This is a genomic window from Streptomyces sp. NPDC000229 (assembly GCF_040300825.1).
GTDB lineage: Bacteria > Actinomycetota > Actinomycetes > Streptomycetales > Streptomycetaceae > Streptomyces.
Genome location: NZ_JBEPEL010000035.1, coordinates 1 through 19,758, shown reverse-complemented (window position 1 = coordinate 19,758; position 19,758 = coordinate 1). Strand labels below are relative to the sequence as shown.

Sequence of the window (19,758 nt, the reverse complement as noted above, 5' to 3'; positions counted from 1 at the left end):
GTCCCGTTCAAGGACAACCGAGGAGCCCTACGCAATGTCCCAGCCCGTTGGCCGCCCCACGCCCATCACCAACGCGACGCACACCCAGAAGCCGTCCGGGATGCCGATCCACAAGTACGGCCGGTACGAGGCCGTCGACATCCCCGACCGCACCTGGCCGGACAACCGCATCACCAAGGCGCCGCGCTGGCTGTCCACGGACCTGCGGGACGGCAACCAGGCGCTGATCGACCCGATGAGCCCCGCCCGCAAGCGCGAGATGTTCGACCTGCTGGTGCGCATGGGCTACAAGGAGATCGAGGTCGGCTTCCCGTCCTCCGGCGAGACCGACTTCAACTTCGTCCGCTCCATCATCGAAGAGGGCGCCATCCCCGAGGACGTGACGATCTCCGTCCTGACGCAGGCGCGCGAAGAGCTGATCGAGCGCACCGTCGAGTCGCTGCGCGGCGCCCACCGGGCCACCGTCCACCTGTACAACGCCACCGCGCCGGTCTTCCGCCGGGTCGTCTTCCGCGGCTCCAAGGAGCAGGTCAAGCAGATCGCGGTCGACGGCACCCGCCTGGTGATGGAGTACGCCGACAAGCTGCTGGGCGACGAGACGGTCTTCGGCTACCAGTACAGCCCGGAGATCTTCACCGACACCGAGCTGGACTTCGCCCTGGAGGTCTGCGAGGGCGTCATGGACGTCTGGCAGCCCGAGGAGGGCCGCGAGATCATCCTGAACCTGCCCGCCACCGTGGAGCGCTCGACGCCCTCCACCCACGCGGACCGGTTCGAGTGGATGTCCCGCAACCTGTCCCGCCGCGAGTACGTCTGCCTGTCCGTCCACCCCCACAACGACCGGGGTACGGCGGTGGCGGCGGCCGAGCTGGCGATCATGGCCGGTGCCGACCGCATCGAGGGCTGCCTGTTCGGGCAGGGTGAGCGCACCGGCAACGTCGACCTGGTGACGCTGGGCATGAACCTGTTCTCGCAGGGTGTCGACCCGCAGATCGACTTCTCGCAGATCGACGAGATCAGGCGTACGAGCGAGTACTGCAACCAGATGGAGGTCCACCCGCGCCACCCCTACGCGGGCGACCTGGTCTACACCGCCTTCTCCGGCTCCCACCAGGACGCCATCAAGAAGGGCTTCGACGCCATGGAGGCCACCGCTGCCGCCGCCGGCAAGACCGTCGACGACATCGAGTGGGCCGTGCCGTACCTGCCGATCGACCCCAAGGACGTCGGCCGGTCCTACGAGGCGGTCATCCGCGTCAACTCGCAGTCCGGCAAGGGCGGCATCGCCTACGTCCTGAAGAACGACCACAAGCTGGACCTGCCGCGCCGTATGCAGATCGAGTTCTCGAAGATCATCCAGGCGAAGACCGACGCCGAGGGCGGCGAGGTCACGCCGAAGGCCATCTGGTCGGTCTTCCAGGACGAGTACCTGCCCAACCCGGACAACCCGTGGGGCCGCATCCAGCTGCGTTCCGGCCAGACCACGACCGACAAGGACGGCACGGACACCCTGACCGTCGAGGCGGTCGTCGACGGCGCCGAGACGGTCCTGACCGGCACCGGCAACGGTCCGATCTCGGCCTTCTTCGCCGCCCTCCAGGCCATCGGCATCGATGCCCGGCTGCTGGACTACCAGGAGCACACGATGAGCGAGGGCGCGTCCGCGCAGGCCGCCTCGTACATCGAATGCGCCATCGACGGCAAGGTCCTGTGGGGGATCGGCATCGACGCCAACACCACCCGTGCCTCGCTGAAGGCCGTCATTTCGGCCGTGAACCGCGCCGCACGCTGACCCGGCTTCTTGCGAACCCCGCCCTTTCCGGAGGGCGGGGTTCAGCCATGTCGGTGGCGATCTCACGCCGGGGTGCTGACGTGGCATCACCGATGTGGCTAACATCACGCCAACGCGGCAAGGTGGCCGAGGCGTTCTGGAGGTGCGACGTGCTGCCAGCACGAGGATCAAGCGGGCGGAAAGTGCGCATCTGCTCCATTTCCACCGCGTGGAACACCGTCGGTGACGGTCAGTTCTTCTGCCCCGCGTGCGGCGGGGACCGCAACTACCGGCGCCGCACCGGCCGTCGGCGCCTCACGCTCCTCGGCGTTCCGCTGCTGCCGCGGGGCCTCGCCGGACCGGTCGTCGAATGCGCCGCCTGCCACACCCACTTCGGTACCGACATCCTGGACCACCCCACCACGGCCCGCTTCTCCGCGATGCTCCGCGACGCCGTCCACACCGTCGCCCTCGCCGTCCTCGCCGCCGGCGGCGTCTCCTCCCGCCCGGTGCTCCGGACCGCCGTCTCCGCCGTCCGCGCCGCGGGGTACGACGACTGCACCGCCGACAGCCTCACCGCGCTGATCGAGGCCCTGGAAGCCGACACCGGCCGCTTCGTCGCCGACACCGGCACCCCGTGCGGCGCCGCCCTCGCCATCGAGCTCCATGAGGCACTGGAGCCGCTCACCCCGCACCTCGCGCCCGCGGGGCGTGAATCGATCCTCCTCCAGGGCGCCCGCATCGCCCTCGCCGACGGCGCGTACACCACCGCCGAGCGGGACGTCCTCACCACCGTCGGCACGGCCCTGCACCTCCCCGCCGACGACACGGCCCGCCTGATGGAAGAGGCGCGGACGCCCTTCTAGGCCTCCGTACGGGCGTGTCGCCGTGGCGGGCACCCGAGCCGTGACGGACGCTGGAGGGATGCTGGTACTGGGCCGTACGCAGGTCGAGGCGCTGCTCGACATGGACACGCTGATCGACGGGCTCGGTCCCGCGATGGTGGACCTCAGCGAGGGCCGGGCCTCCGTGCCCGACCGGGTCGCCGCCGTGGTGCCCGAGCAGGACGGGTTCCTGGCGGCCATGCCGGGGTACGTGCCGTCCGCCGGGGTGCTCATGACCAAGCTGGTCACCCTCTTCCCGCACAACGCCGGGACCCCGCTCCCCACCCACCAGGCGCTCATCGCCGTGTTCGATCCCGCGACGGGCACGCCCCAGGCCCTGCTGGACGGGACCGCCATCACCGCCGCCCGCACCGCCGCCGCCTCCGCGCTCTCCACACGGCTCCTCGCCCGCGACGACGCCGCCGTCCTCGCCGTCCTCGGCACCGGCGTCCAGGCCCGGACGCACGCCCACGCCATGTGCCGGGTGCGGCCCGTCCGCCACATCCGGGTGGCCGGCCGCGACCCGGTCCGCGCGGGCGTGCTGGCCGACGAACTGGCGGCCACCCTGCACATCCAGGCCGACGCCGCACCGACGTACGCCGAGGCGCTCGACGGCGCCGACATCGTCGCCGCCGCCACCCACTCGGTCGATCCGGTCGTACGGCGCGCCTGGCTGGCCCCCGGCGCGCACATCACCTCCGTGGGGTTCAACCGGGGCGGGCGCGAGGTCGACGACGCCACGGTGGCCGACGCCCTGGTCTGCGTCGAGTCGCGGCGGGCCGTCCTGGCGCCGTTCCCCGCCGGGAGCAACGACCTGCTGTTCCCCATCCGCGACGGCGTGATCACGGCCGACCACATCCACGCCGAACTCGGCGAACTGATCAACGGCAGCAAGCCGGGCCGCAGCTCCCCGGACCAGATCACCCTCTACAAGTCGGTCGGTGTCGCCGTCCAGGACGCGGCTGCCGCCGCACTGGTCATCAACGCGGCGCGCGAGCGGGGCATCGGTGACGAGATCCGGCTGGACTGATGGCCGGATTTCTCCGTTGCGCGTGATCGATCGTCATCGGTACGTTGACGCCGTGACTGCCGGGTCGGCCATGGGCCACACACGAGTAGGGCACCCGGCCTCGGCGTGACGCCGGGGCGGGCCAGAGCCCCGCCTTCTTCTGTTTTCTCTCCACGCGCCCTCGTGCGCACAGCAGTCCTTCACCCCGGAGCAGAAAGCAGAGATTTGCCCAACGATTTCAACCAGCCGATCATCGAGGAGTTCCGCGCGAACCACGGGCGCGTGGGCGGATGGTTCGAGGGAGCCCGGCTGGTCCTGTTGACCACCACAGGCGCCCGGTCCGGCAAGCCCCACACCACACCCGTCGGCTACTACCCCGACGGCGACGGCCGGATCCTCGTCATCGCCTCCGCCGCAGGCGCCCCCAAGCACCCGGCCTGGTACCACAACCTGCTGGCCAACCCCCGTGTGACGGTCGAGAGCGGCGTCTTCACGTACGAGGCCGACGCCACCGTCCTCCGAGGTGAGGAACGCGACCGCGCCTTCGCCCGCGCGGTGGAGGCCGACTCCGGGTGGGCCGACTACCAGGCCAGGACCAGCCGTGTGATCCCCGTGGTCGCCCTCACCGAAATACCCGGCCCGCCCCACATCAACGCGAAGTCCTTCGGCGAGGCCATCAAGGTCGTCCACGACATGTTCCGGCACGAACTCGGCCTCATCCGCAAGGAGATCGCCGAGTCCGGGACCGCCACCGGCCTCGGCACGCAGCTGCGCGTCAACTGCCTGACCGTCTGCCAGGGCCTGCACAACCACCACACCGGGGAGGACACGATGCTCTTCCCGATGCTCGCCGACCGTCACCCCGAACTGGCCCCGGTGATGGACCGGCTCAAGCAGGAACACGTACAGATCGCCGGGCTTCTCGCCGACCTGAAGAAGGTGGTGTCCGATGCGGAGGCGGACCCCCGGCATGTGCTCGCGGAGGTCGAGCGGCTCACGGACGAACTGGAGGCCCACCTCGTGTACGAGGAGGAGCAGCTCATCCCGCTGCTCGACGCGTGAAAAGGGTGGGGCGCCCCCGGAAACCCGGGGGCCCCCCACCGCCGTGCTCGCCGTACGGCTACTGCTCGGCGCTCGCCCGCAGCATGCCCTCACGCTCCACGATCTTCACGCGCTCGCGGCCCTCGGCCTCGCCCAGCGCCCGCTCGGCGGCGTCCAGGCGGTACCAGCCCTCCCACGTCGTGTACTCCACGCCCTTGTCCCGCAGGTACGCCACCACGGCGTCCTCCTCCGGTGCTGCCGGGGTGAGGAGCCGGCCCTCGCGGTGGTCCTCCAGCAGGTTGGCGACCGTCTCGTTGGCGTCGCCCTTGGTGTGGCCGATCAGACCGACCGGACCGCGCCGGATCCACCCCGTGACGTACGTCGACGCCATGTGCGCGCCGCCTTCGATCACCCGGCCGCCCTCGTCCGGGACGGTGCCGCTGGCGAGGTCGAACGGCAGCTTCGGCAGCTCGTCGGAGAGGTAACCCACCGCGCGGTACACGGCCTGGACGTCCCACGTCGTGAACGCGCCGGTGCCCTTCACATTGCCCGTGCCGTCCAGCTCGGTCCGCTCGGTGCGCAGCCCGACGACCTTGCCGTCCTCGCCGACGATCTCGGCGGGCGACTCGAAGAAGTGCAGGAACAGCTTGTGCGGCCGGGTTCCGACGTCGCGGATGGCCCAGTTCTCCAGGGTTTTGGCGACCATGTCGACCTGCTTGTTGGAGCGCCGCTGCTCGATGGACCCGGCGTCGTAGTCGATGTCCTCGGGGTTGACGATGACCTCGATGTTCGGCGAGTGGTCCAGCTCGCGCAGCTCCATCGGGCTGAACTTGGCCTGCGCGGGACCGCGCCGCCCGAAGACGTGGATCTCCAGCGCCTTGTTGGCCTTCAGGCCCTCGTAGACGTTCGGCGGGATCTCGGTCGGCAGCAGCTCGTCCGCCGTCTTGGCGAGGATGCGCGCCACGTCCAGCGCCACGTTGCCCACGCCCAGGACCGCGACCTTCTCGGCCTCCAGCGGCCAGGTGCGCGGCACGTCGGGGTGGCCGTCGTACCAGGACACGAAGTCGGCGGCGCCGTACGAACCGTCCAGGTCGATGCCGGGTATGTCCAGCGCCCGGTCCGCCATCGCGCCCGTCGAGAAGATCACCGCGTCGTAGAACGCCCGCAGGTCGTCCAGGGCGATGTCGGTCCCGTAGTCCACGTTGCCGAACAGCCGGACCTGCGGCTTGTCCAGCACCTGGTGCAGCGCGGTGATGATGCCCTTGATACGCGGGTGGTCGGGGGCCACGCCGTACCGGATCAGGCCGAACGGCGCGGGCATCCGCTCGAAGAGGTCGATCGATACGCCGGGGTCGGTGGCGGCCTCGGACTTCAGCAGCGCGTCGGCGGCGTAGATTCCGGCGGGGCCGGCACCGACGATCGCGACCCGCAGGGGGCGGGGCATGACGATTCCCTTCGAGCGAGGAGTGAGCGGTCACTTGAGTGCTCATACGCACCCTAAGTAAGGCTCACCTCACCTCGGTACCCGCCCCCTGTCTATGACCTCATAAGTCTGGCTTATGGCATCTCTCGCCTCTACGCATGAACCGCGCCACGCTGGAACCATGAACGGCACAGCCGGCTGGGGCGCCAGGCTGATGAACAGTTCGATCGCCGGGATGTCCCCGTGGATCGTCTTCTCCCTGCTGGTCGGCCCCGACCGATACGAACTGGCCGCCGGGCTCTCCCTCGCGCTCGCGGTCGTCCTCGTGGTGGTGCGGCACCGGCCGGTGTTCCTGGAGGTGGCGGGCCTCGTCTTCTTCGCGGTCCTCACCGTCATCGGCATGATCGTCCCGGCGGACACGCTGCGGTGGCTGGAGACGTACGCCAACGAGATCTCCAACCTGACCATCGCCGCGCTCGCGGCCGCGTCCGTCACGGCGAGGGCACCGCTGACCACGCCGTACGCCCGTAAGAAGGTCCCCCGCGAGTTCTGGCACACCCACGACTTCCTCCGGGCCAACGTGGTCGTCACCTACGCCTGGGCCCTGGCCTTCCTCGTGGCGGCCGTCGCGGGCCTGGTCGGCGACCTCCTGCTGCGCGACCCGGACAACCTCTGGACGGCCTGGCTGATCCAGGCCTGCGCACTCATCACCGCCATGCGCTTCACCGAGTGGTACCCGTCCGTCCCCAGGCCCCCGGTCCGTAGCCTGCTGATGCCGTTCGTCGGCCTGCTCATCCCCATGGGCGTGCTCGTCCTGATCTACGACGCCGCCCCCCGGTGGTTCGCGGTCGGCCTCATCGTCCTCGGCGTGGTCCTCGCCAGGGCCCTGCGGAAGGAGGTCGTGGTGGCCAAGCAGGAGGGCCGGGAGCCGTAGCGCGGGTCAGGAAACGAAGCCGACCACGCCGAAACCGGGGCGCGCCTCCACATGGCGCAGCCAGCCGATGACGTCCATGACGGCGTCGACCACCTCCGGCTCCAGCGGCGGGGCGTGCCCGTCCCGCTTGGTCCGCTCGAACTGCTCCAGCGCCTCCAGGCACTGCTCGTGCGTCCACTCGCCGCAGCGCGGCAGGTCGTACGACGGGACACCCTCGGGCAAGCCGCCGTACCCGAACTCCGCCACTGACACGGCGGTGATCCGCAGCGCCCGCAGCCCCTCGTCCACGACCTCCAGCCAGTCGCCCCGGAACGGACAGAAGGAGGAGTTGTCCAGGAGGGAGCCGGTCAGGGAGCACAGGCGCTTGTACGCGTAGCCGTACTGGAAGGCGACGTGCTTGTCCTCGACGTACGGGCCGCCGTGCACCACCGCGCGCAGCGCCTCGTACGCGGTGGGGGCGCCCTCCTCGATCTCGGAGGAGAAGTAACGGTCGTCCGACGCCATGTCGGCGCCGAACCGGTCACGTATGACGTCGAGCAGCTGGTCGTCGCGGGAGCCGACGAGGGCGCGGGCGGCCTTGGGGTCGAGCAGGTACACGCTCAGGGAGGAACTCATGTGATCACGTTAGCCACCGGCACTGACACCCAGCCCGTCGACGAACGCCCGCCAGGCGGGGGCGGTGACGACGAGGACGGGGCCGGTGGGGTTCTTGCTGTCCCGGACGGGGACGACGCCGCCGGGGACGTCGTCGAGGACTTCGAGGCAGCTTCCGCCGTTACCGTCGCTGTAGGTGCTCTTACGCCATGGGGCGGCGCCGGGGAAGTCGTACGCCACTTCGACGCAATCACCGCCGTGGCCGTCGCTGTAGCTGCTCTTACGCCACTGGGCGGTGCTCAAGTCGTACGCGCGCATCGTCTGTGGTCCTCCGCCGCCGATTCGATCAGGGCTCGGGACGCCTCCGGCGACAGCGCGGCGGCCCTGAGCAGATCGTAGGAGGCACTTGCCCGCTTCACCACCGCTGGATCGTCCAGCAGGTTTCCGGAATACCAGCCCTCTGTATAGGCGGTTGGCGGCGCATCCTGGAACTCCATGAGCTTCAGCATGCCGGCCATCTCCGGGTAGGCCCCTGCCGAGTACGGGATCACCTGCACCAGCGCCTTCCGCTCGGACGCAGCGGCCAGGATGTGCTCAAGTTGGTCAGCCATGGCATCCGGCCCGCCGACCGGCGTGCGAAGCACGTTCTCGTGCAGGATCACCCAGAATGGCGGCCGCTTGGGGCCCTTGAGGATGTCCGCGCGGTCCATTCGGGCGCCGACCTTCTCATCGATGAAGTCCCCGGACGCGAAGGGGTTGCTCGCCAACGTGACGGCCCGGGCGTAGGAGGGGGTCTGGAGGAGCCCCGGCACGAGCGTGGACGCGAACTCGCACAGCTCTGTCGTGAGCTTCTCCAGCTCCGCGACCGCCGCGAAATAGCTCGCATACGGCGACGTGTTGATGAGCTTGCGGCACATCCGCTCGAAAAAACCATCGGTTTGTAGGACCTCGTCGATCCTCGCCGCCACGTCCAACTGCGGTTTCCGGATGGCCTGTTCGAATTGGCCGATGTACCCGCCCGATACGAAGACCTTCCGCCCCAGTTCCTGCTGCGTCATTTTCGCGGCTTCGCGCCGGTTCTTGAGCTCCGTGCCGTAGAACTCCCAGGCGGCCTGCCTGGACGAGCCTGCGTTGGCCATGGCTTAACACCCCTGTCCTGCCGCGCAGTTGTAGCGCTGTCGCACCTGCCAATGCTAGGGGCGCGGGTCCATGCTGGGGGCAGTAAGCGGGAAATGGATTCGGAAAGGGCGGCGTTGGTGAAGGAAGAAAGCGAGCGACAGCCGATGGGGACCGTCGAAGACGCGAAGGAGGCCGTGGCGGAATTGCGTGCGGCGCTGGAAAGGGCGGGAATCACGTTGCCCTCGCTGGGGTTGGACCCCGTCACGTGTGCCGCCGAGCCCCCTTGGCCGCTCGTCGAATTGGGACGTTGCACGGTGGGGACGGCGCGCAGGCTGGCCGCCGCCCTGCCAGAGGAAGGTGGCCGCTCATGAGTCTGCCCGTCGGGTCGTACGTCGTCGATGTCCGCAACGGACGCGTGGGCCGCGTCATGGGGCACGAGGGGCCGTACGTACAACTGAGGCCCATCGGCGGCGGACGGGAGTGGGACTGCCCGCCCGAGGGCGTGCGCCCGGCGACGGACGCGGAGCGGATCAGCGCGGCGACGTCGTACGTGAACGCGCGGAGCCGGGGGGAGGTGCCGTGAGATCACCCGTACCAGGTGATGTTGCAGACGTAGACGCACGCGTGCCGGGGGACGGCCAGGAAGCTGATGAACCCCCGCCCACTGAGGATGTCGAATTCCCGCAGACCCCCTTCGCGGTCGATCGGGCGACCGACCTTGGTCGCCTCGTCACCGAGTGCGGCGAGCTCGGTGGCCAGGCGTTCCACCTCCGCCACCACGCCAGGCGGCAGGCCGTCGGTGAGGTACTCCTGGCTCGGGTTGTAGTCCCAGGTCCAGTCGGTCACAGCCCGGCCTCTGCGGCCGCCGCCTCGTGAATGCTGCGGATCTCGGAGATGGCTTCGGCGGGATCCTGATCGCCGGCGTCGACGATCCGTTCCAGTTCGCGCAGGCGGGCGGCCCGCTCGGGATGGCGCTCGATGGCGACGAACACCGCCCACGAATGGACGAACGCTCGCAGGGGTGCGAGGCTCCCTGCCTGCTGTGCGTTGGTGGTCGCCTCGAAGAGGTGTTGTGTGAGAGCGGGGACCCGGCTGGGGGCGATACGGGCGACCGCCGCCCGCAGGCCATCGGGGGTCAGTTCTGGCATGGGGATCAGCGGGCCGTAGGGGCCGTCGGGCTGGGCACTCACAGGGGCCTCCGGTACGGGTGTGTCCGAGGGTTCGTACGCTACCGGCCCATCGGCCCTCGGCGATGACTGTGTGACCACCAGGGCCATGACGGAGTCGACCCACGCATGCTCATCCGCCGTCGGCGGGTGGAGGACCTCCAGGACCTCATCGGCCGCTGCCACGCCTTCCGCGATCTTCGCCGCTCGCACACCGGGACTCATGCGTACAGGGTTGCGGACCCCGCCTCTGTCGCAGGGTGCAAGCCGTATCCCGTCACCGGCACGGGTGACCGAACCCGGGTCTCCGGGCCGGGCCCGCGCGACTCTCCCGTACGGGACAATGTCCCCATGACCCTGTTCCGCGACGACGGCATCGTGCTGCGCACCCAGAAGCTGGGTGAGGCGGACCGCATCATCACGATCCTCACGCGCGGGCACGGGCGCGTGCGGGCCGTCGCCCGGGGTGTGCGGCGGACGAAGTCGAAGTTCGGGGCCCGGCTGGAGCCGTTCTCCCACGTGGACGTGCAGTTCTTCGCGAGGGGCTCCGAGCTGGTCGGGCGCGGGCTGCCGCTGTGCACGCAGAGCGAGACGATCGCGGCGTACGGCAGCGGGATCGTCACCGACTACGCGCGGTACACCGCCGGGACGGCCATGCTGGAGACCGCCGAGCGGTTCGCGGACCACGAGGGTGAGCCGGCCGTACAGCAGTACCTGCTGCTGATCGGCGGGCTCCGGACCCTCTCGCGCGGGGAGCACGCCCCGAACCTGATCCTGGACGCGTTCCTGTTGCGGTCCCTGGCCGTGAACGGCTACGCGCCGTCGTTCGACGACTGCGCGCGGTGCGGGATCCACGGGCCGAACCGGTTCTTCTCGGTCGCGGCGGGCGGGGTCATATGCGGCGACTGCCGGGTGCCCGGGAGCGTCGTACCCTCTGCGGAGGCCGTCGGTCTGCTCAGCGCGCTGCTGACCGGCGACTGGCAGACGGCGGACGCGTGCGAGCCGCGCCACGTCAGGGAGGGGAGCGGACTGGTGTCCGCGTATCTGCACTGGCATCTGGAGCGAGGGCTGCGCTCCCTTCGCTACGTCGAGAAGTAGAAGCAGATTGAGGAGAGTGTGAGCCGCATGGCACGACGCGGATTCCTGGGCCGGTCCCGCCGCGACTACAAGGACGTCGAGCCGCATCCGTCCGGCGCGCGACCGCCGAAGATCCCGGGCGAGCTGGTGCCCAACCATGTGGCGATCGTCATGGACGGCAACGGCCGCTGGGCCAAGGACCGCGGCCTGCCGCGTACCGAGGGGCACAAGGTCGGCGCCGAGCGCGTCATGGACGTGTTGCAGGGCGGGATCGAGATGGGTGTCGGGGCCATCTCCCTGTACGCCTTCTCCACCGAGAACTGGAAGCGTTCGCCGGACGAGGTGCGCTTCCTGATGAACTTCAACCGCGACTTCATCCGCAAGACCCGCGACCAGCTCGACGAGCTCGGCATCCGGGTGCGCTGGGTGGGCCGGATGCCCAAGCTGTGGAAGTCGGTGGCCAAGGAGCTCCAGATCGCCCAGGAGCAGACCAAGGACAATGACCGGCTGACTCTCTACTTCTGCATGAACTACGGCGGGCGCGCGGAGCTCGCGGACGCCATGCAGGCCATCGCCGAGGACGTGAAGGCGGGCAAGCTCGATCCGTCGAAGGTCGGCGAGAAGACGATCCAGAAGTACCTCTACTACCCGGACATGCCGGACGTGGACCTGTTCCTGCGGCCCAGCGGTGAGCAGCGCACCTCCAACTACCTGATCTGGCAGAGCGCGTACGCCGAGATGGTCTTCCAGGACGTGCTGTGGCCCGACTTCGACCGCCGCGACCTGTGGCGTGCCTGCCTGGAGTTCGCCCAGCGGGACCGCCGCTTCGGTGGGGCGATCCCCAACGAGGAACTGCTGGCCATGCAGGGCCGTCCGGAGGGCGATCATCCGGTTGCCTGACCCGGCCGCTACGATCACGGCCTGTCCATGCCAAGGAGGGGTCATGACCGAAGTAGTTCCCGAGACGGCACGGGACGCCGTGGAGCTGACCTATGTACCTGTTCTCGCCGACGCGGTGGGGGCGATCCGCGCCCGCGCGAAGCGCACACCGGCGGGGCGGCTCCAGAACGGGATCCTGCTGGCGTGCGGGCTCCCCATAATGGGTGCCCTCGTCCTGAACTTCACCAGCCCGGCGGGGCCGAGCCCCGGGGGGACGGCGTTCTGCATCGGGGTCCTGGTCCTGATGATCGGCGTGTACGTACTGGTGCCCGGCCTCCAGGGGCAGCAGGTGCACCGGATGTACGCCACCCAGGGCGAGTTCCGGGTGATCGTGGACGAGGACGGCGTACGGCAGTTCTCGCGGGACCTGGACATGACGTACCGCTGGCCCGCGATGCCCCGGTACACCGAGACAGCCGAACTGTTCGTGCTGCTCTCGGGCGACCGGCACGGCGTGGGCATCGCCTTCCTCCCCAAGCGGGGCATATCCGGCCCGGAGGGCGTCGACCGGCTGCGGGCGATCCTGGACCGCCACATCACCCGCATGTGACACGTACGCGAAAGGGGCCCGCGCCGGACACAGCCGGTGCGGGCCCCTCCGTCACGTCACTTGGCGGCGCACTCCGCGCACGTACCGAAGATCTCGACCGTGTGCGCCACGTTCACGAACGCGTGCTCGGCCGCGATCGCCTCCGCCCACTGCTCCACCGCGGGGCCCTCCACCTCCACCGCCTTGCCGCACATGCGGCAGACCAGGTGGTGGTGGTGCTCGCCGGTGGAACAGCGGCGGTAGACCGCCTCGCCGTCGCTGGTGCGCAGTACGTCGACCTCGCCCGCGTCGGCGAGGGACTGCAGGGTGCGGTAGACCGTCGTCAGGCCCACCGAGTCGCCGCGGTGCTTGAGCATGTCGTGCAGCTCCTGCGCGCTGCGGAACTCGTCCACCTCGTTCAGCGCCGCCGACACGGCAGCTCGCTGCCGGGTCGACCGGCCGCGCACGCCGGGGGTTCCAGCCATCGCCACAGGTGCCTCCTCAACACTCGGCCCGCTCACACATACGTCGGGCCATTCTGCCAGGCCCCGCCAAGGGGCCCGGCAGCCCCGCGTCAGACCTTCCCGACCCGGACGTCGTCGTCCGTGGGGCCGCGGGTGCCCGAGACGGCCACGTCACAGCCCTTCACGGCCGCCGGCTCGGCGGCTCCGGCGCGGCGCCGGGCCAGGGGGGTGGCCAGGGCGGTCAGCACGATGAACACCGCGATGGCCAGCAGGACAATCGTCGCGCCGGGCGGGACGTCCTGGTAGTAGGAGGTCGCCGTGCCGGCCAGCGTGACCGCCGTACCGATCAGCACCGCCAGCGCGAACGTCATCCGGAAGCTCCGCGTCAGCTGCTGCGCGGCCGCCACCGGCACCACCATCAGGGCGCTGACCAGCAACAACCCGACCACTCGCATGGCGACCGTGACGGTCACGGCGGCGGTGACGGCGATCAGCAGATTCATCGCCCGCACGGGCAGGCCGGTGACCCGGGCGAACTCCTCGTCCTGGCTGACGGCGAACAGCTGCCGCCGCAGCCCCACTGTGACCACTATCACGAACGCCGCGAGCACGCAGATGGCGGTGACGTCCTCGTCGGACACCGTGGACAGCGAGCCGAAGAGGTACGAGTTGAGGTTGGCGTTGGAGCCGGTCGGCGACAGGTTGATCAGCATGACGCCGCCCGCCATACCGCCGTAGAAGAGCAGCGCGAGCGCGATGTCGCCGCGGGTGCGCCCGTACGCCCGGATCAGCTCCATGGCGATCGCGCCGGCGATGGAGACGGCCGCGGCCATCCACACGGGATTGGTGGACATCAGGAAGCCGAGGCCGACGCCGGTCATCGCGACATGGCCGATGCCGTCGCCCATCAGGGCCTGCCGGCGCTGCACCAGGTAGATGCCGACCGCCGGGGCCGTGATGCCGACCAGGACGGCCGCGAGCAGCGCGCGCTGCATGAAGGCGAGCTGGAGGATTTCCATGTCAGGTCAGCAGTCCCGTGCGGAGCGGCTCGTCGGCCGCGTGCGGATGTACGTGGTCGTGGCCGGGGAGCGCGTGCTGGCCGACGGCCCTCGGCGGCGGCCCGTCGTGGACGACGCAGCCGTCGCGCAGCACGACCGCGCGGTCGATCAGGGGCTCCAGGGGGCCCAGCTCGTGCAGGACCAGCAGCACGGTCGCCCCGCCCGCTACCTGCTCGCGCAGCGTCGAGGCGAGGATCTCCTGACTGGCCAGATCGACGCCCGCCATCGGCTCGTCCATGATCAGCAGATCGGGCTCGGCGGCCAGGGCGCGGGCGATCAGCACCCGCTGGTGCTGGCCGCCGGACAGGGCGCTCACGGAGTCCTTGGCGCGGTCGGCGAGCCCGACGAGCTCGATGGCCCGCTCCACGGCCGCCTTGTCGGCCCTGGAGGGCCACTTCAGCCTCGTACGGGAGAGGCGGCCGGAGGAGACGACCTCGCGGACCGTGGCGGGGACGCCGCTGGCCGCGGTGGTGCGCTGCGGTACGTAGCCGATGCGCGACCAGGCGCGGAACCGCTTCAGCTCCGTACCGAACAGCGAGACGGACCCGCTGGTGAGCGGGACCTGGCCGATCACGGAGCGTACGGCGGTGGACTTGCCCGAGCCGTTCGCGCCGAGCAGCGCGACGACCTCACCGCCGTGGACGGTGAGGTCGATACCGCGCAGCACGGGGCGCGAGCCGAGTGAGGCGGTGGCCGAGCGGACGGCTATGACGGGCTCGGTTATGGCGGGCTCGCTGCTCACTTCGCTGCCTCCCATGCGTGTCACTTGGCGCCGAGGGCCTTCTGCAGCGCGGCGAGGTTCGATCGCATGACCTCGACGTAGTCAGTGCCCTTGGACCGCTCGGTGATTCCCTCCAGGGGGTCCAGGACGTCCGTCTTGAGGCCGGTGTCCTTGGCGAGGGTCTTGGCGGTCTTGTCGCTGGCGAGGGTCTCGAAGAAGACGGTGGTGACCTTGTCCTTCTTCGCGATGTCCTGGAGCTCCTTGACCCGGGCGGGGCTCGGCTCGGACTCGGGATCCATGCCGGAGATGCCTTCCTGGTCCAGGCCGTACCGCTCGGCGAGGTAGCCGAAGGCGGAGTGGGTGGTGATGAAGGTCCTGGTGGTGGTGTTCTTCAGGCCCTGCTGGAACTGCGCGTGGAGGCCGTCGAGCTTCTTCACCAGCTCGGCGGTGTTCTTCTTGTACGCCGCGGCGTTGTCGGGGTCGGCCTTCTCCAGGGAGGCGCCGACGCCCTTGGCGACCTCGGCGTACTTCACCGGGTCGAGCCAGATGTGCGGGTCGGCCCCGGCCTCCTCGCCCTCGTGCTCCTCGTGGCCGTGGTCCTCGCCCTCGTGGGCGTGGCCGCCGGTCGCGGTGCCGTGCTCCTCCAGCTTGGTGAGGGTGCCGGCGTCGACGGTGTTCTTGACGCCCGCCTGCTTGATGGCGTCGTCGACGGCGGGCTGGATGCCCTTGAGGTAGAGGATGTAGTCCGCTTCGCCGAGCTCGCCGATCTGCTTCGGCTTGAGCTCCAGGTCGTGCGGTTCGACGCCCGGCCTGGTGAGGGTGGTGACGGAGACGCGGTCGCCGCCGATCTGCTCGGCCAGGAACTGCATGGGGTAGAACGACGCCACCACATCCAGCTTGCCGTCCTCCTTGGCGGCGGCGGAGCCTGAGGAGCCGCCGCAGGCGGAGAGCGTGACCAGGCCGAGGGCCACGGCTCCGGCGAGGGCGGTGGTGGGTATGAGGCGTCGTACGTTCATGGGATTCATTTTCAACAATAGTGGAAACGATTGTCAACAAAGCGGGTAAGTGGCCCCGGCCACCCACCGATTTGATCCCAGGGGTGCGCGCGCCGGTAACCTGAAGCATTCGCCGTTCGCCATCGTCGTTATGAAGAGAGCACAGTGGCCGCCGACAAGATCGACACGATCGTCAACCTGAGCAAGCGCCGTGGCTTCGTCTACCCGTGCAGCGAGATCTACGGCGGCCAGAAGGCCGCCTGGGACTACGGGCCGCTGGGTGTCGAGCTCAAGGAGAACCTCAAGCGCCAGTGGTGGCGCTACATGGTCACCTCGCGCGAGGACGTCGTCGGTATCGACTCGTCGGTGATCCTGGCCCCCGAGGTCTGGGAGGCCTCCGGTCACGTCGCCACCTTCACCGACCCGCTCACCGAGTGCACCTCCTGCCACAAGCGCTTCCGCGCGGACCACCTGGAGGAGGCGTACGAGGAGAAGCACGGCCGCCTCCCCGAGAACGGCCTCAAGGACCTGGGCTGCCCGAACTGCGGCAACAAGGGCACCTTCACCGAGCCCAAGCAGTTCTCCGGCCTGCTCTCCACGCACCTCGGCCCGACCCAGGACTCCGGCTCCGTCGCCTACCTGCGCCCCGAGACCGCCCAGGGCATCTTCACCAACTTCGCCCAGGTGCGGACGACCACCCGCAAGAAGCCGCCGTTCGGCATCGCGCAGATGGGCAAGTCCTTCCGGAACGAGATCACTCCGGGCAACTTCATCTTCCGCACCCGCGAGTTCGAGCAGATGGAGATGGAGTTCTTCGTCAAGCCGGGCGAGGACGAGCAGTGGCAGGAATACTGGATGGAGCAGCGCTGGAACTGGTACCGCGACCTTGGTCTCCGTGAGGAGAACATGCGCTGGTACGAGCACCCCAAGGAGAAGCTCTCCCACTACTCCAAGCGCACCGCCGACATCGAGTACCGCTTCCAGTTCGGCGGCAGCGAGTGGGGCGAGCTGGAGGGCGTCGCCAACCGCACCGACTACGACCTGTCGGCCCACGCCAAGGCCTCGGGCCAGGACCTGGCGTACTTCGACCAGGAGGCCGGCGAGCGCTGGACGCCGTACGTCATCGAGCCCGCCGCCGGTGTCGGCCGCGCGATGCTGGCGTTCCTCCTCGACGCGTACAACGAGGACGAGGCGCCGAACGCCAAGGGCGTGATGGAGAAGCGCACCGTGATGCGCCTCGACCCGCGCCTCGCGCCGGTCAAGGTCGCGGTGCTGCCGCTGTCCCGCAACGCGCAGCTGTCGCCGAAGGCCAAGGGCCTCGCCACCGACCTGCGCAAGAACTGGAACATCGAGTTCGACGACGCGGGCGCGATCGGCCGCCGCTACCGCCGCCAGGACGAGATCGGTACGCCGTTCTGCGTCACGGTCGACTTCGACACGCTCGACGACAACGCGGTGACCGTGCGCGAGCGCGACACCATGAAGCAGGAGCGCGTCTCCCTGGACCAGATCCAGGGCTACCTGGGCAGCCGCCTGCTCGGCTGCTGATCCCGGCGCGCTGAAGCCCCCGGTTCGGTACGGACGTACCGAACCGGGGGCTTTGTCGTGTGCTCAGGCGCGCAGGCCGCGCAGCAGCAGGGAGACCACGGCGTCGAAGGCGGCATCGATGCCGGGGTCCGTCCAGTCGGCGGCGTGCACCGGGTCGTGGAAGCGGTCGGTGGCGTCGAAGACCGCGCGGGCCGTGGTGGTGTAGTCGCCTCCGAGGCGCTCCGGGGCGGCGAACTCGCCCTGCCGGTGGCCGTCCTCGACGATCCGGGCGAGCTGCCCGACGAGGTGGTCCACATGCTCGGCCACCACCGCGCTGCTCTCGCCGATCAGCACCTCGTACGTCGCGAACAGCTCCGGATCGCCGCCCGCCTTGCGGCGCTTGGCCGCGAACAGCGCCGACAGCCAGTTCGTGAGCCGCTCGGCCGCCGGGCCCGGTTCGTCGGCGAGCGGGGCCAGCTCGCGCACCGCCTGCTCCAGCCAGCGCTCGGTGACGGCCTCGCGGAGCGCCGCCTTGGTACGGAAGTGGCGGTAGACGCTGCCGTGGCTCACCCCGAGGGCCCGCGCCACATCGACCACCGTCGCCTTGCCGGGGCCGTAGCGGCGCAGCACCTCCTCGGTGGCTTCGAGGATGCGATCCGGGGTCAGGGCTTCGGTGCTCATGCCACTGAAGGTACCGGGCCCGGCGGGCGGGTCAGCGTTCGCTGTCGAGGTGCGCCATCTGGGCCGCCGTGTAGCGCTCGCCGGCCGCCGCACCCGCCGGGACGGCCGTCTCGATGGCGGCCAGGTCGTCGGCGTCGAGCGTGACGTCGAGGGCGCCGAGCGCCTCGGCCAGCCGGTCGCGGCGGCGGGCGCCGATGAGGGGGACGATGTCGTCGCCCTGGGCGAGCACCCAGGCGATGGCGGTCTGGGCGACGGTGACGCCCTTGCCCTCGGCGACCTTGCGCAGCCGGTCCACCAGATCGAGGTTGCGGTGCAGGTTGTCCCCCTGGAAGCGGGGGCTCATGCTCCGGAAGTCGCCGGGCGCGAGGGCGCGGTCGCGGGAGAAGTGGCCGCTGATCAGGCCGCGTGACAGCACCCCGTACGCCGTGATGCCGATGCCGAGTTCACGGGCGGTCGGCAGGATCTCGTCCTCGATCCCGCGCGTGATGAGCGAGTACTCGATCTGGAGGTCGGTGATCGGTGCGACCGCGGCCGCCCGGCGCAGGGTCCCGGCGCCGACCTCGGACAGGCCGATGTGGCGTACGTGGCCGGCCTCCACCAGCTCGGCGATGGCACCGACGGTCTCCTCGATCGGCACCTCCGGGTCGAGGCGGGCGATCCGGTAGATGTCGATGTGATCGGTGCCGAGGCGCTGGAGCGAGTACGCGGCGAAGTTCTTGACCGCGGCCGGGCGGCCGTCGTAGCCGGTGAAGTCGCCCTCGACGGTGCGCAGCGCGCCGAACTTCACGCTGGTCAGGGCCCGTTCGCGGGAGGCGGCGGGCGCGGTGCGCAGGGCCTCGTTGATCAGCAGCTCGTTGTGGCCCATGCCGTAGAAGTCGCCGGTGTCGAGCAGTGTGACGCCCGCGTCGAGGGCGGCGTGGACGGTGGCGACCGACTCGGTGCGGTCGGCCTCGCCGTACAGCGCGGACATGCCCATGCAGCCGAGGCCGAGGGCGGAGACGCGGGGGCCGGTGGCGCCGAGGGGGCGGGTGGGGAGTGGGGTGACGGGGGCCATGGGGTGCTCCTCGGTGGAGGTGTGTGCGGTGGATGCCGTCTCCACGGTGACATGACTGATGACAGATTTCAATATCTGTCATCAGTCATGTGTGCGGGAAAAATGGGTGCCGGGCCCGTCGGCGCGGGGTACCGTCACCGCATGCCATTCCTTCCGATCTACGAGTGAGAGTGCGGCGGGGGTCCGACCTCCCGCCCCCCACCCCCCGAGCCGAACCACTTCTCACCACGATGGAGATCCCGTGGCCAAGAGCCGTAACAACCTTCTCGGCGTAGGCGGACAGCGGAAGAAGCTGTCCCGTGCCGACCAGCAGGGCTCCGCCCCGGCCCGCGCGGCCGACCGCAGGGCCGCCGCCGACCAGAAGCAGGAGCTGCTCCGCAAGATGCGCGAGCGCGCCCTGGGCGGCGGGCAGGCCGCGGACGGCGAGCAGCAGGAGAGCTGACAGAAGGCCGGCAGGCCTTCTCGGACCGCGCACGGCGATATGTCGCACGGCGCACGGGCAGGGCCCGGGTCACCCCTCGACGGGCGGCCCGGGCCCTCGCCGTTTCGGCGCCGGAGGGGTTGCCCCGGTGCCGGTGCCGGTGCCGCTGTTGCCGGTGCTGGTGCCGTTGTCCGCGCGTGCGCCCCGGACGCGGGCTGCGGGCCCGTTGTCCGCGCGTGCGCCCGGACGTGGGCTGCGGGCCGGGGCCGGGCGGGGCCGCGGCACCCGGCGGAAGCGGGCGGTGGTGGGGCGGGGCCCTTCCGGGCTCACCTCCTCGGGGCCGGCGGCCTG

Annotated in this window: 24 protein-coding genes and 1 pseudogene; 12 read left to right on the top strand and 13 right to left on the bottom strand. The window is 70.1% G+C overall.

From position 1 onward, the window contains the following. The first annotated feature begins 34 nt into the window (after positions 1-34). The 4 genes from leuA to ABT360_RS18725 all read left to right on the top strand — a co-directional run bounded on the left by leuA (position 35) and on the right by ABT360_RS18725 (position 4,726). Positions 35-1,792: a 2-isopropylmalate synthase gene (gene leuA / locus ABT360_RS18740; protein ID WP_351817192.1), complete on the top strand. Its 1,758-nt coding sequence runs from the start codon at positions 35-37 to the stop codon at positions 1,790-1,792. 149 nt (positions 1,793-1,941) lie between these two features. Further along, positions 1,942-2,637, top strand: a complete 696-nt coding sequence (locus ABT360_RS18735) for a TerB family tellurite resistance protein (RefSeq protein WP_351817189.1) — start codon at positions 1,942-1,944, stop codon at positions 2,635-2,637. Positions 2,638-2,695: 58 nt separating this feature from the next. Next, a complete protein-coding gene (locus ABT360_RS18730) occupies positions 2,696-3,685 on the top strand; it encodes an ornithine cyclodeaminase family protein (RefSeq protein WP_351817186.1) in 990 nt (329 codons plus the stop codon). A 204-nt stretch (positions 3,686-3,889) separates the two neighbouring features. Beyond that, complete coding sequence (locus ABT360_RS18725) at positions 3,890-4,726, top strand: nitroreductase/quinone reductase family protein (RefSeq protein WP_351817183.1); 837 nt, start codon at positions 3,890-3,892, stop codon at positions 4,724-4,726. Positions 4,727-4,784: 58 nt separating this feature from the next. Here ABT360_RS18725 and ABT360_RS18720 read toward each other — a convergent pair whose 3' ends face one another. Next, the gene (locus ABT360_RS18720; RefSeq protein WP_351817180.1) at positions 4,785-6,149 is read right to left on the bottom strand and encodes an FAD-dependent oxidoreductase; all 1,365 of its coding nucleotides are present in this window, start codon (positions 6,147-6,149) and stop codon (positions 4,785-4,787) included. A 160-nt stretch (positions 6,150-6,309) separates the two neighbouring features. On the opposite strand from ABT360_RS18720, the gene ABT360_RS18715 reads away from it, so the two are divergent. Then, positions 6,310-7,062, top strand: a complete 753-nt coding sequence (locus ABT360_RS18715; protein ID WP_351817177.1) for a hypothetical protein — start codon at positions 6,310-6,312, stop codon at positions 7,060-7,062. A 6-nt stretch (positions 7,063-7,068) separates the two neighbouring features. Here ABT360_RS18715 and ABT360_RS18710 read toward each other — a convergent pair whose 3' ends face one another. From ABT360_RS18710 to ABT360_RS18700, 3 genes are read right to left on the bottom strand one after another with little or no spacing between them, the layout of a single operon-like run. Then, positions 7,069-7,677: a DUF7691 family protein gene (locus ABT360_RS18710; protein ID WP_351817174.1), complete on the bottom strand. Its 609-nt coding sequence runs from the start codon at positions 7,675-7,677 to the stop codon at positions 7,069-7,071. A gap of 9 nt (positions 7,678-7,686) precedes the next feature. Then, positions 7,687-7,974, bottom strand: a complete 288-nt coding sequence (locus ABT360_RS18705; protein ID WP_351817171.1) for a DUF397 domain-containing protein — start codon at positions 7,972-7,974, stop codon at positions 7,687-7,689. After that, entirely contained in the window at positions 7,956-8,795 is an 840-nt protein-coding gene (locus tag ABT360_RS18700) for a helix-turn-helix domain-containing protein (protein ID WP_351817168.1), read from the bottom strand. The genes ABT360_RS18705 and ABT360_RS18700 overlap by 19 nt, the downstream gene beginning before the upstream one ends. Before the next feature lie 144 nt (positions 8,796-8,939). Between ABT360_RS18700 and ABT360_RS18695 the strand changes: the two genes are divergently transcribed. Both ABT360_RS18695 and ABT360_RS18690 read left to right on the top strand, forming a co-directional pair. After that, positions 8,940-9,146 carry a hypothetical protein gene (locus tag ABT360_RS18695; RefSeq protein ID WP_351817308.1) on the top strand — a complete coding sequence of 69 codons (207 nt, stop codon included), beginning with the start codon at positions 8,940-8,942 and terminating at the stop codon, positions 9,144-9,146. Continuing rightward, a complete protein-coding gene (locus tag ABT360_RS18690) occupies positions 9,143-9,358 on the top strand; it encodes a hypothetical protein (RefSeq protein ID WP_351817165.1) in 216 nt (71 codons plus the stop codon). The genes ABT360_RS18695 and ABT360_RS18690 overlap by 4 nt, the downstream gene beginning before the upstream one ends. Positions 9,359-9,360: 2 nt before the next feature. Here ABT360_RS18690 and ABT360_RS18685 read toward each other — a convergent pair whose 3' ends face one another. After that, the gene (locus ABT360_RS18685; RefSeq protein WP_351817162.1) at positions 9,361-9,621 is read right to left on the bottom strand and encodes a hypothetical protein; all 261 of its coding nucleotides are present in this window, start codon (positions 9,619-9,621) and stop codon (positions 9,361-9,363) included. Beyond that, positions 9,618-9,965 carry a DUF6247 family protein gene (locus tag ABT360_RS18680; RefSeq protein ID WP_351817159.1) on the bottom strand — a complete coding sequence of 116 codons (348 nt, stop codon included), beginning with the start codon at positions 9,963-9,965 and terminating at the stop codon, positions 9,618-9,620. The genes ABT360_RS18685 and ABT360_RS18680 overlap by 4 nt, the downstream gene beginning before the upstream one ends. Before the next feature lie 327 nt (positions 9,966-10,292). Here ABT360_RS18680 and recO point away from each other — a divergent pair, with 327 nt between their 5' ends. Genes recO through ABT360_RS18665 form a run of 3 tightly spaced genes read left to right on the top strand, consistent with a single transcriptional unit; the run spans position 10,293 to position 12,507 of the window. Then, positions 10,293-11,039 carry a DNA repair protein RecO gene (recO, locus tag ABT360_RS18675; protein ID WP_351817156.1) on the top strand — a complete coding sequence of 249 codons (747 nt, stop codon included), beginning with the start codon at positions 10,293-10,295 and terminating at the stop codon, positions 11,037-11,039. A gap of 27 nt (positions 11,040-11,066) precedes the next feature. Further along, positions 11,067-11,918 carry an isoprenyl transferase gene (locus tag ABT360_RS18670; RefSeq protein WP_351817153.1) on the top strand — a complete coding sequence of 284 codons (852 nt, stop codon included), beginning with the start codon at positions 11,067-11,069 and terminating at the stop codon, positions 11,916-11,918. A 43-nt stretch (positions 11,919-11,961) separates the two neighbouring features. Further along, positions 11,962-12,507: a YcxB family protein gene (locus tag ABT360_RS18665; RefSeq protein ID WP_351817150.1), complete on the top strand. Its 546-nt coding sequence runs from the start codon at positions 11,962-11,964 to the stop codon at positions 12,505-12,507. Between the two features lie 56 nt (positions 12,508-12,563). Here the strand turns inward: ABT360_RS18665 and ABT360_RS18660 are convergent, their stop codons facing one another. The 4 genes from ABT360_RS18660 to ABT360_RS18645 form a co-directional block, all read right to left on the bottom strand. Next, positions 12,564-12,971, bottom strand: coding sequence for a Fur family transcriptional regulator (locus tag ABT360_RS18660; RefSeq protein ID WP_351817148.1), 408 nt, complete (start codon positions 12,969-12,971; stop codon positions 12,564-12,566). A gap of 89 nt (positions 12,972-13,060) precedes the next feature. Next, positions 13,061-13,969: a metal ABC transporter permease gene (locus tag ABT360_RS18655; RefSeq protein WP_351817145.1), complete on the bottom strand. Its 909-nt coding sequence runs from the start codon at positions 13,967-13,969 to the stop codon at positions 13,061-13,063. A gap of 1 nt (position 13,970) precedes the next feature. Then, complete coding sequence (locus tag ABT360_RS18650) at positions 13,971-14,765, bottom strand: metal ABC transporter ATP-binding protein (protein WP_444852270.1); 795 nt, start codon at positions 14,763-14,765, stop codon at positions 13,971-13,973. A gap of 5 nt (positions 14,766-14,770) precedes the next feature. Beyond that, the gene (locus ABT360_RS18645; protein WP_351817139.1) at positions 14,771-15,745 is read right to left on the bottom strand and encodes a metal ABC transporter substrate-binding protein; all 975 of its coding nucleotides are present in this window, start codon (positions 15,743-15,745) and stop codon (positions 14,771-14,773) included. 144 nt (positions 15,746-15,889) lie between these two features. Here ABT360_RS18645 and ABT360_RS18640 point away from each other — a divergent pair, with 144 nt between their 5' ends. Continuing rightward, positions 15,890-17,272, top strand: coding sequence for a glycine--tRNA ligase (locus ABT360_RS18640; protein WP_351817136.1), 1,383 nt, complete (start codon positions 15,890-15,892; stop codon positions 17,270-17,272). Positions 17,273-17,335: 63 nt separating this feature from the next. Here ABT360_RS18640 and ABT360_RS18635 read toward each other — a convergent pair whose 3' ends face one another. Next, on the bottom strand, positions 17,336-17,932 hold the full coding sequence (locus ABT360_RS18635) for a TetR/AcrR family transcriptional regulator (RefSeq protein ID WP_351817133.1): 597 nt from the start codon (positions 17,930-17,932) through the stop codon (positions 17,336-17,338). 31 nt (positions 17,933-17,963) lie between these two features. Further along, the gene (locus tag ABT360_RS18630) at positions 17,964-18,986 is read right to left on the bottom strand and encodes an aldo/keto reductase (protein ID WP_351817305.1); all 1,023 of its coding nucleotides are present in this window, start codon (positions 18,984-18,986) and stop codon (positions 17,964-17,966) included. A 241-nt stretch (positions 18,987-19,227) separates the two neighbouring features. Between ABT360_RS18630 and ABT360_RS18625 the strand changes: the two genes are divergently transcribed. Then, positions 19,228-19,428 (top strand): DUF6243 family protein, encoded by a 201-nt coding sequence (locus ABT360_RS18625; protein WP_351817130.1) that lies wholly within the window; start codon positions 19,228-19,230, stop codon positions 19,426-19,428. Positions 19,429-19,497: 69 nt separating this feature from the next. Here ABT360_RS18625 and ABT360_RS18620 read toward each other — a convergent pair. After that, positions 19,498-19,758: pseudogene (locus tag ABT360_RS18620) on the bottom strand (serine/threonine protein kinase); the annotation flags it as partial.

Coding starts and splice junctions, on each gene's coding strand:
- ABT360_RS18715 (WP_351817177.1), top strand. CDS start 6,310: ATGAACGGCACAGCCGGCTGGGGCGCCAGGCTGATGAACAGTTCGATC.
- ABT360_RS18660 (WP_351817148.1), bottom strand. CDS start 12,971: ATGGCTGGAACCCCCGGCGTGCGCGGCCGGTCGACCCGGCAGCGAGCT.
- ABT360_RS18730 (WP_351817186.1), top strand. CDS start 2,696: ATGCTGGTACTGGGCCGTACGCAGGTCGAGGCGCTGCTCGACATGGAC.
- recO (WP_351817156.1), top strand. CDS start 10,293: ATGACCCTGTTCCGCGACGACGGCATCGTGCTGCGCACCCAGAAGCTG.
- ABT360_RS18695 (WP_351817308.1), top strand. CDS start 8,940: ATGGGGACCGTCGAAGACGCGAAGGAGGCCGTGGCGGAATTGCGTGCG.
- ABT360_RS18645 (WP_351817139.1), bottom strand. CDS start 15,745: ATGAACGTACGACGCCTCATACCCACCACCGCCCTCGCCGGAGCCGTG.
- ABT360_RS18710 (WP_351817174.1), bottom strand. CDS start 7,677: ATGAGTTCCTCCCTGAGCGTGTACCTGCTCGACCCCAAGGCCGCCCGC.
- leuA (WP_351817192.1), top strand. CDS start 35: ATGTCCCAGCCCGTTGGCCGCCCCACGCCCATCACCAACGCGACGCAC.
- ABT360_RS18655 (WP_351817145.1), bottom strand. CDS start 13,969: ATGGAAATCCTCCAGCTCGCCTTCATGCAGCGCGCGCTGCTCGCGGCC.
- ABT360_RS18665 (WP_351817150.1), top strand. CDS start 11,962: ATGACCGAAGTAGTTCCCGAGACGGCACGGGACGCCGTGGAGCTGACC.
- ABT360_RS18690 (WP_351817165.1), top strand. CDS start 9,143: ATGAGTCTGCCCGTCGGGTCGTACGTCGTCGATGTCCGCAACGGACGC.
- ABT360_RS18720 (WP_351817180.1), bottom strand. CDS start 6,149: ATGCCCCGCCCCCTGCGGGTCGCGATCGTCGGTGCCGGCCCCGCCGGA.
- ABT360_RS18705 (WP_351817171.1), bottom strand. CDS start 7,974: ATGCGCGCGTACGACTTGAGCACCGCCCAGTGGCGTAAGAGCAGCTAC.
- ABT360_RS18670 (WP_351817153.1), top strand. CDS start 11,067: ATGGCACGACGCGGATTCCTGGGCCGGTCCCGCCGCGACTACAAGGAC.
- ABT360_RS18650 (WP_444852270.1), bottom strand. CDS start 14,765: ATGGGAGGCAGCGAAGTGAGCAGCGAGCCCGCCATAACCGAGCCCGTC.
- ABT360_RS18700 (WP_351817168.1), bottom strand. CDS start 8,795: ATGGCCAACGCAGGCTCGTCCAGGCAGGCCGCCTGGGAGTTCTACGGC.
- ABT360_RS18635 (WP_351817133.1), bottom strand. CDS start 17,932: ATGAGCACCGAAGCCCTGACCCCGGATCGCATCCTCGAAGCCACCGAG.
- ABT360_RS18630 (WP_351817305.1), bottom strand. CDS start 18,986: ATGGCCCCCGTCACCCCACTCCCCACCCGCCCCCTCGGCGCCACCGGC.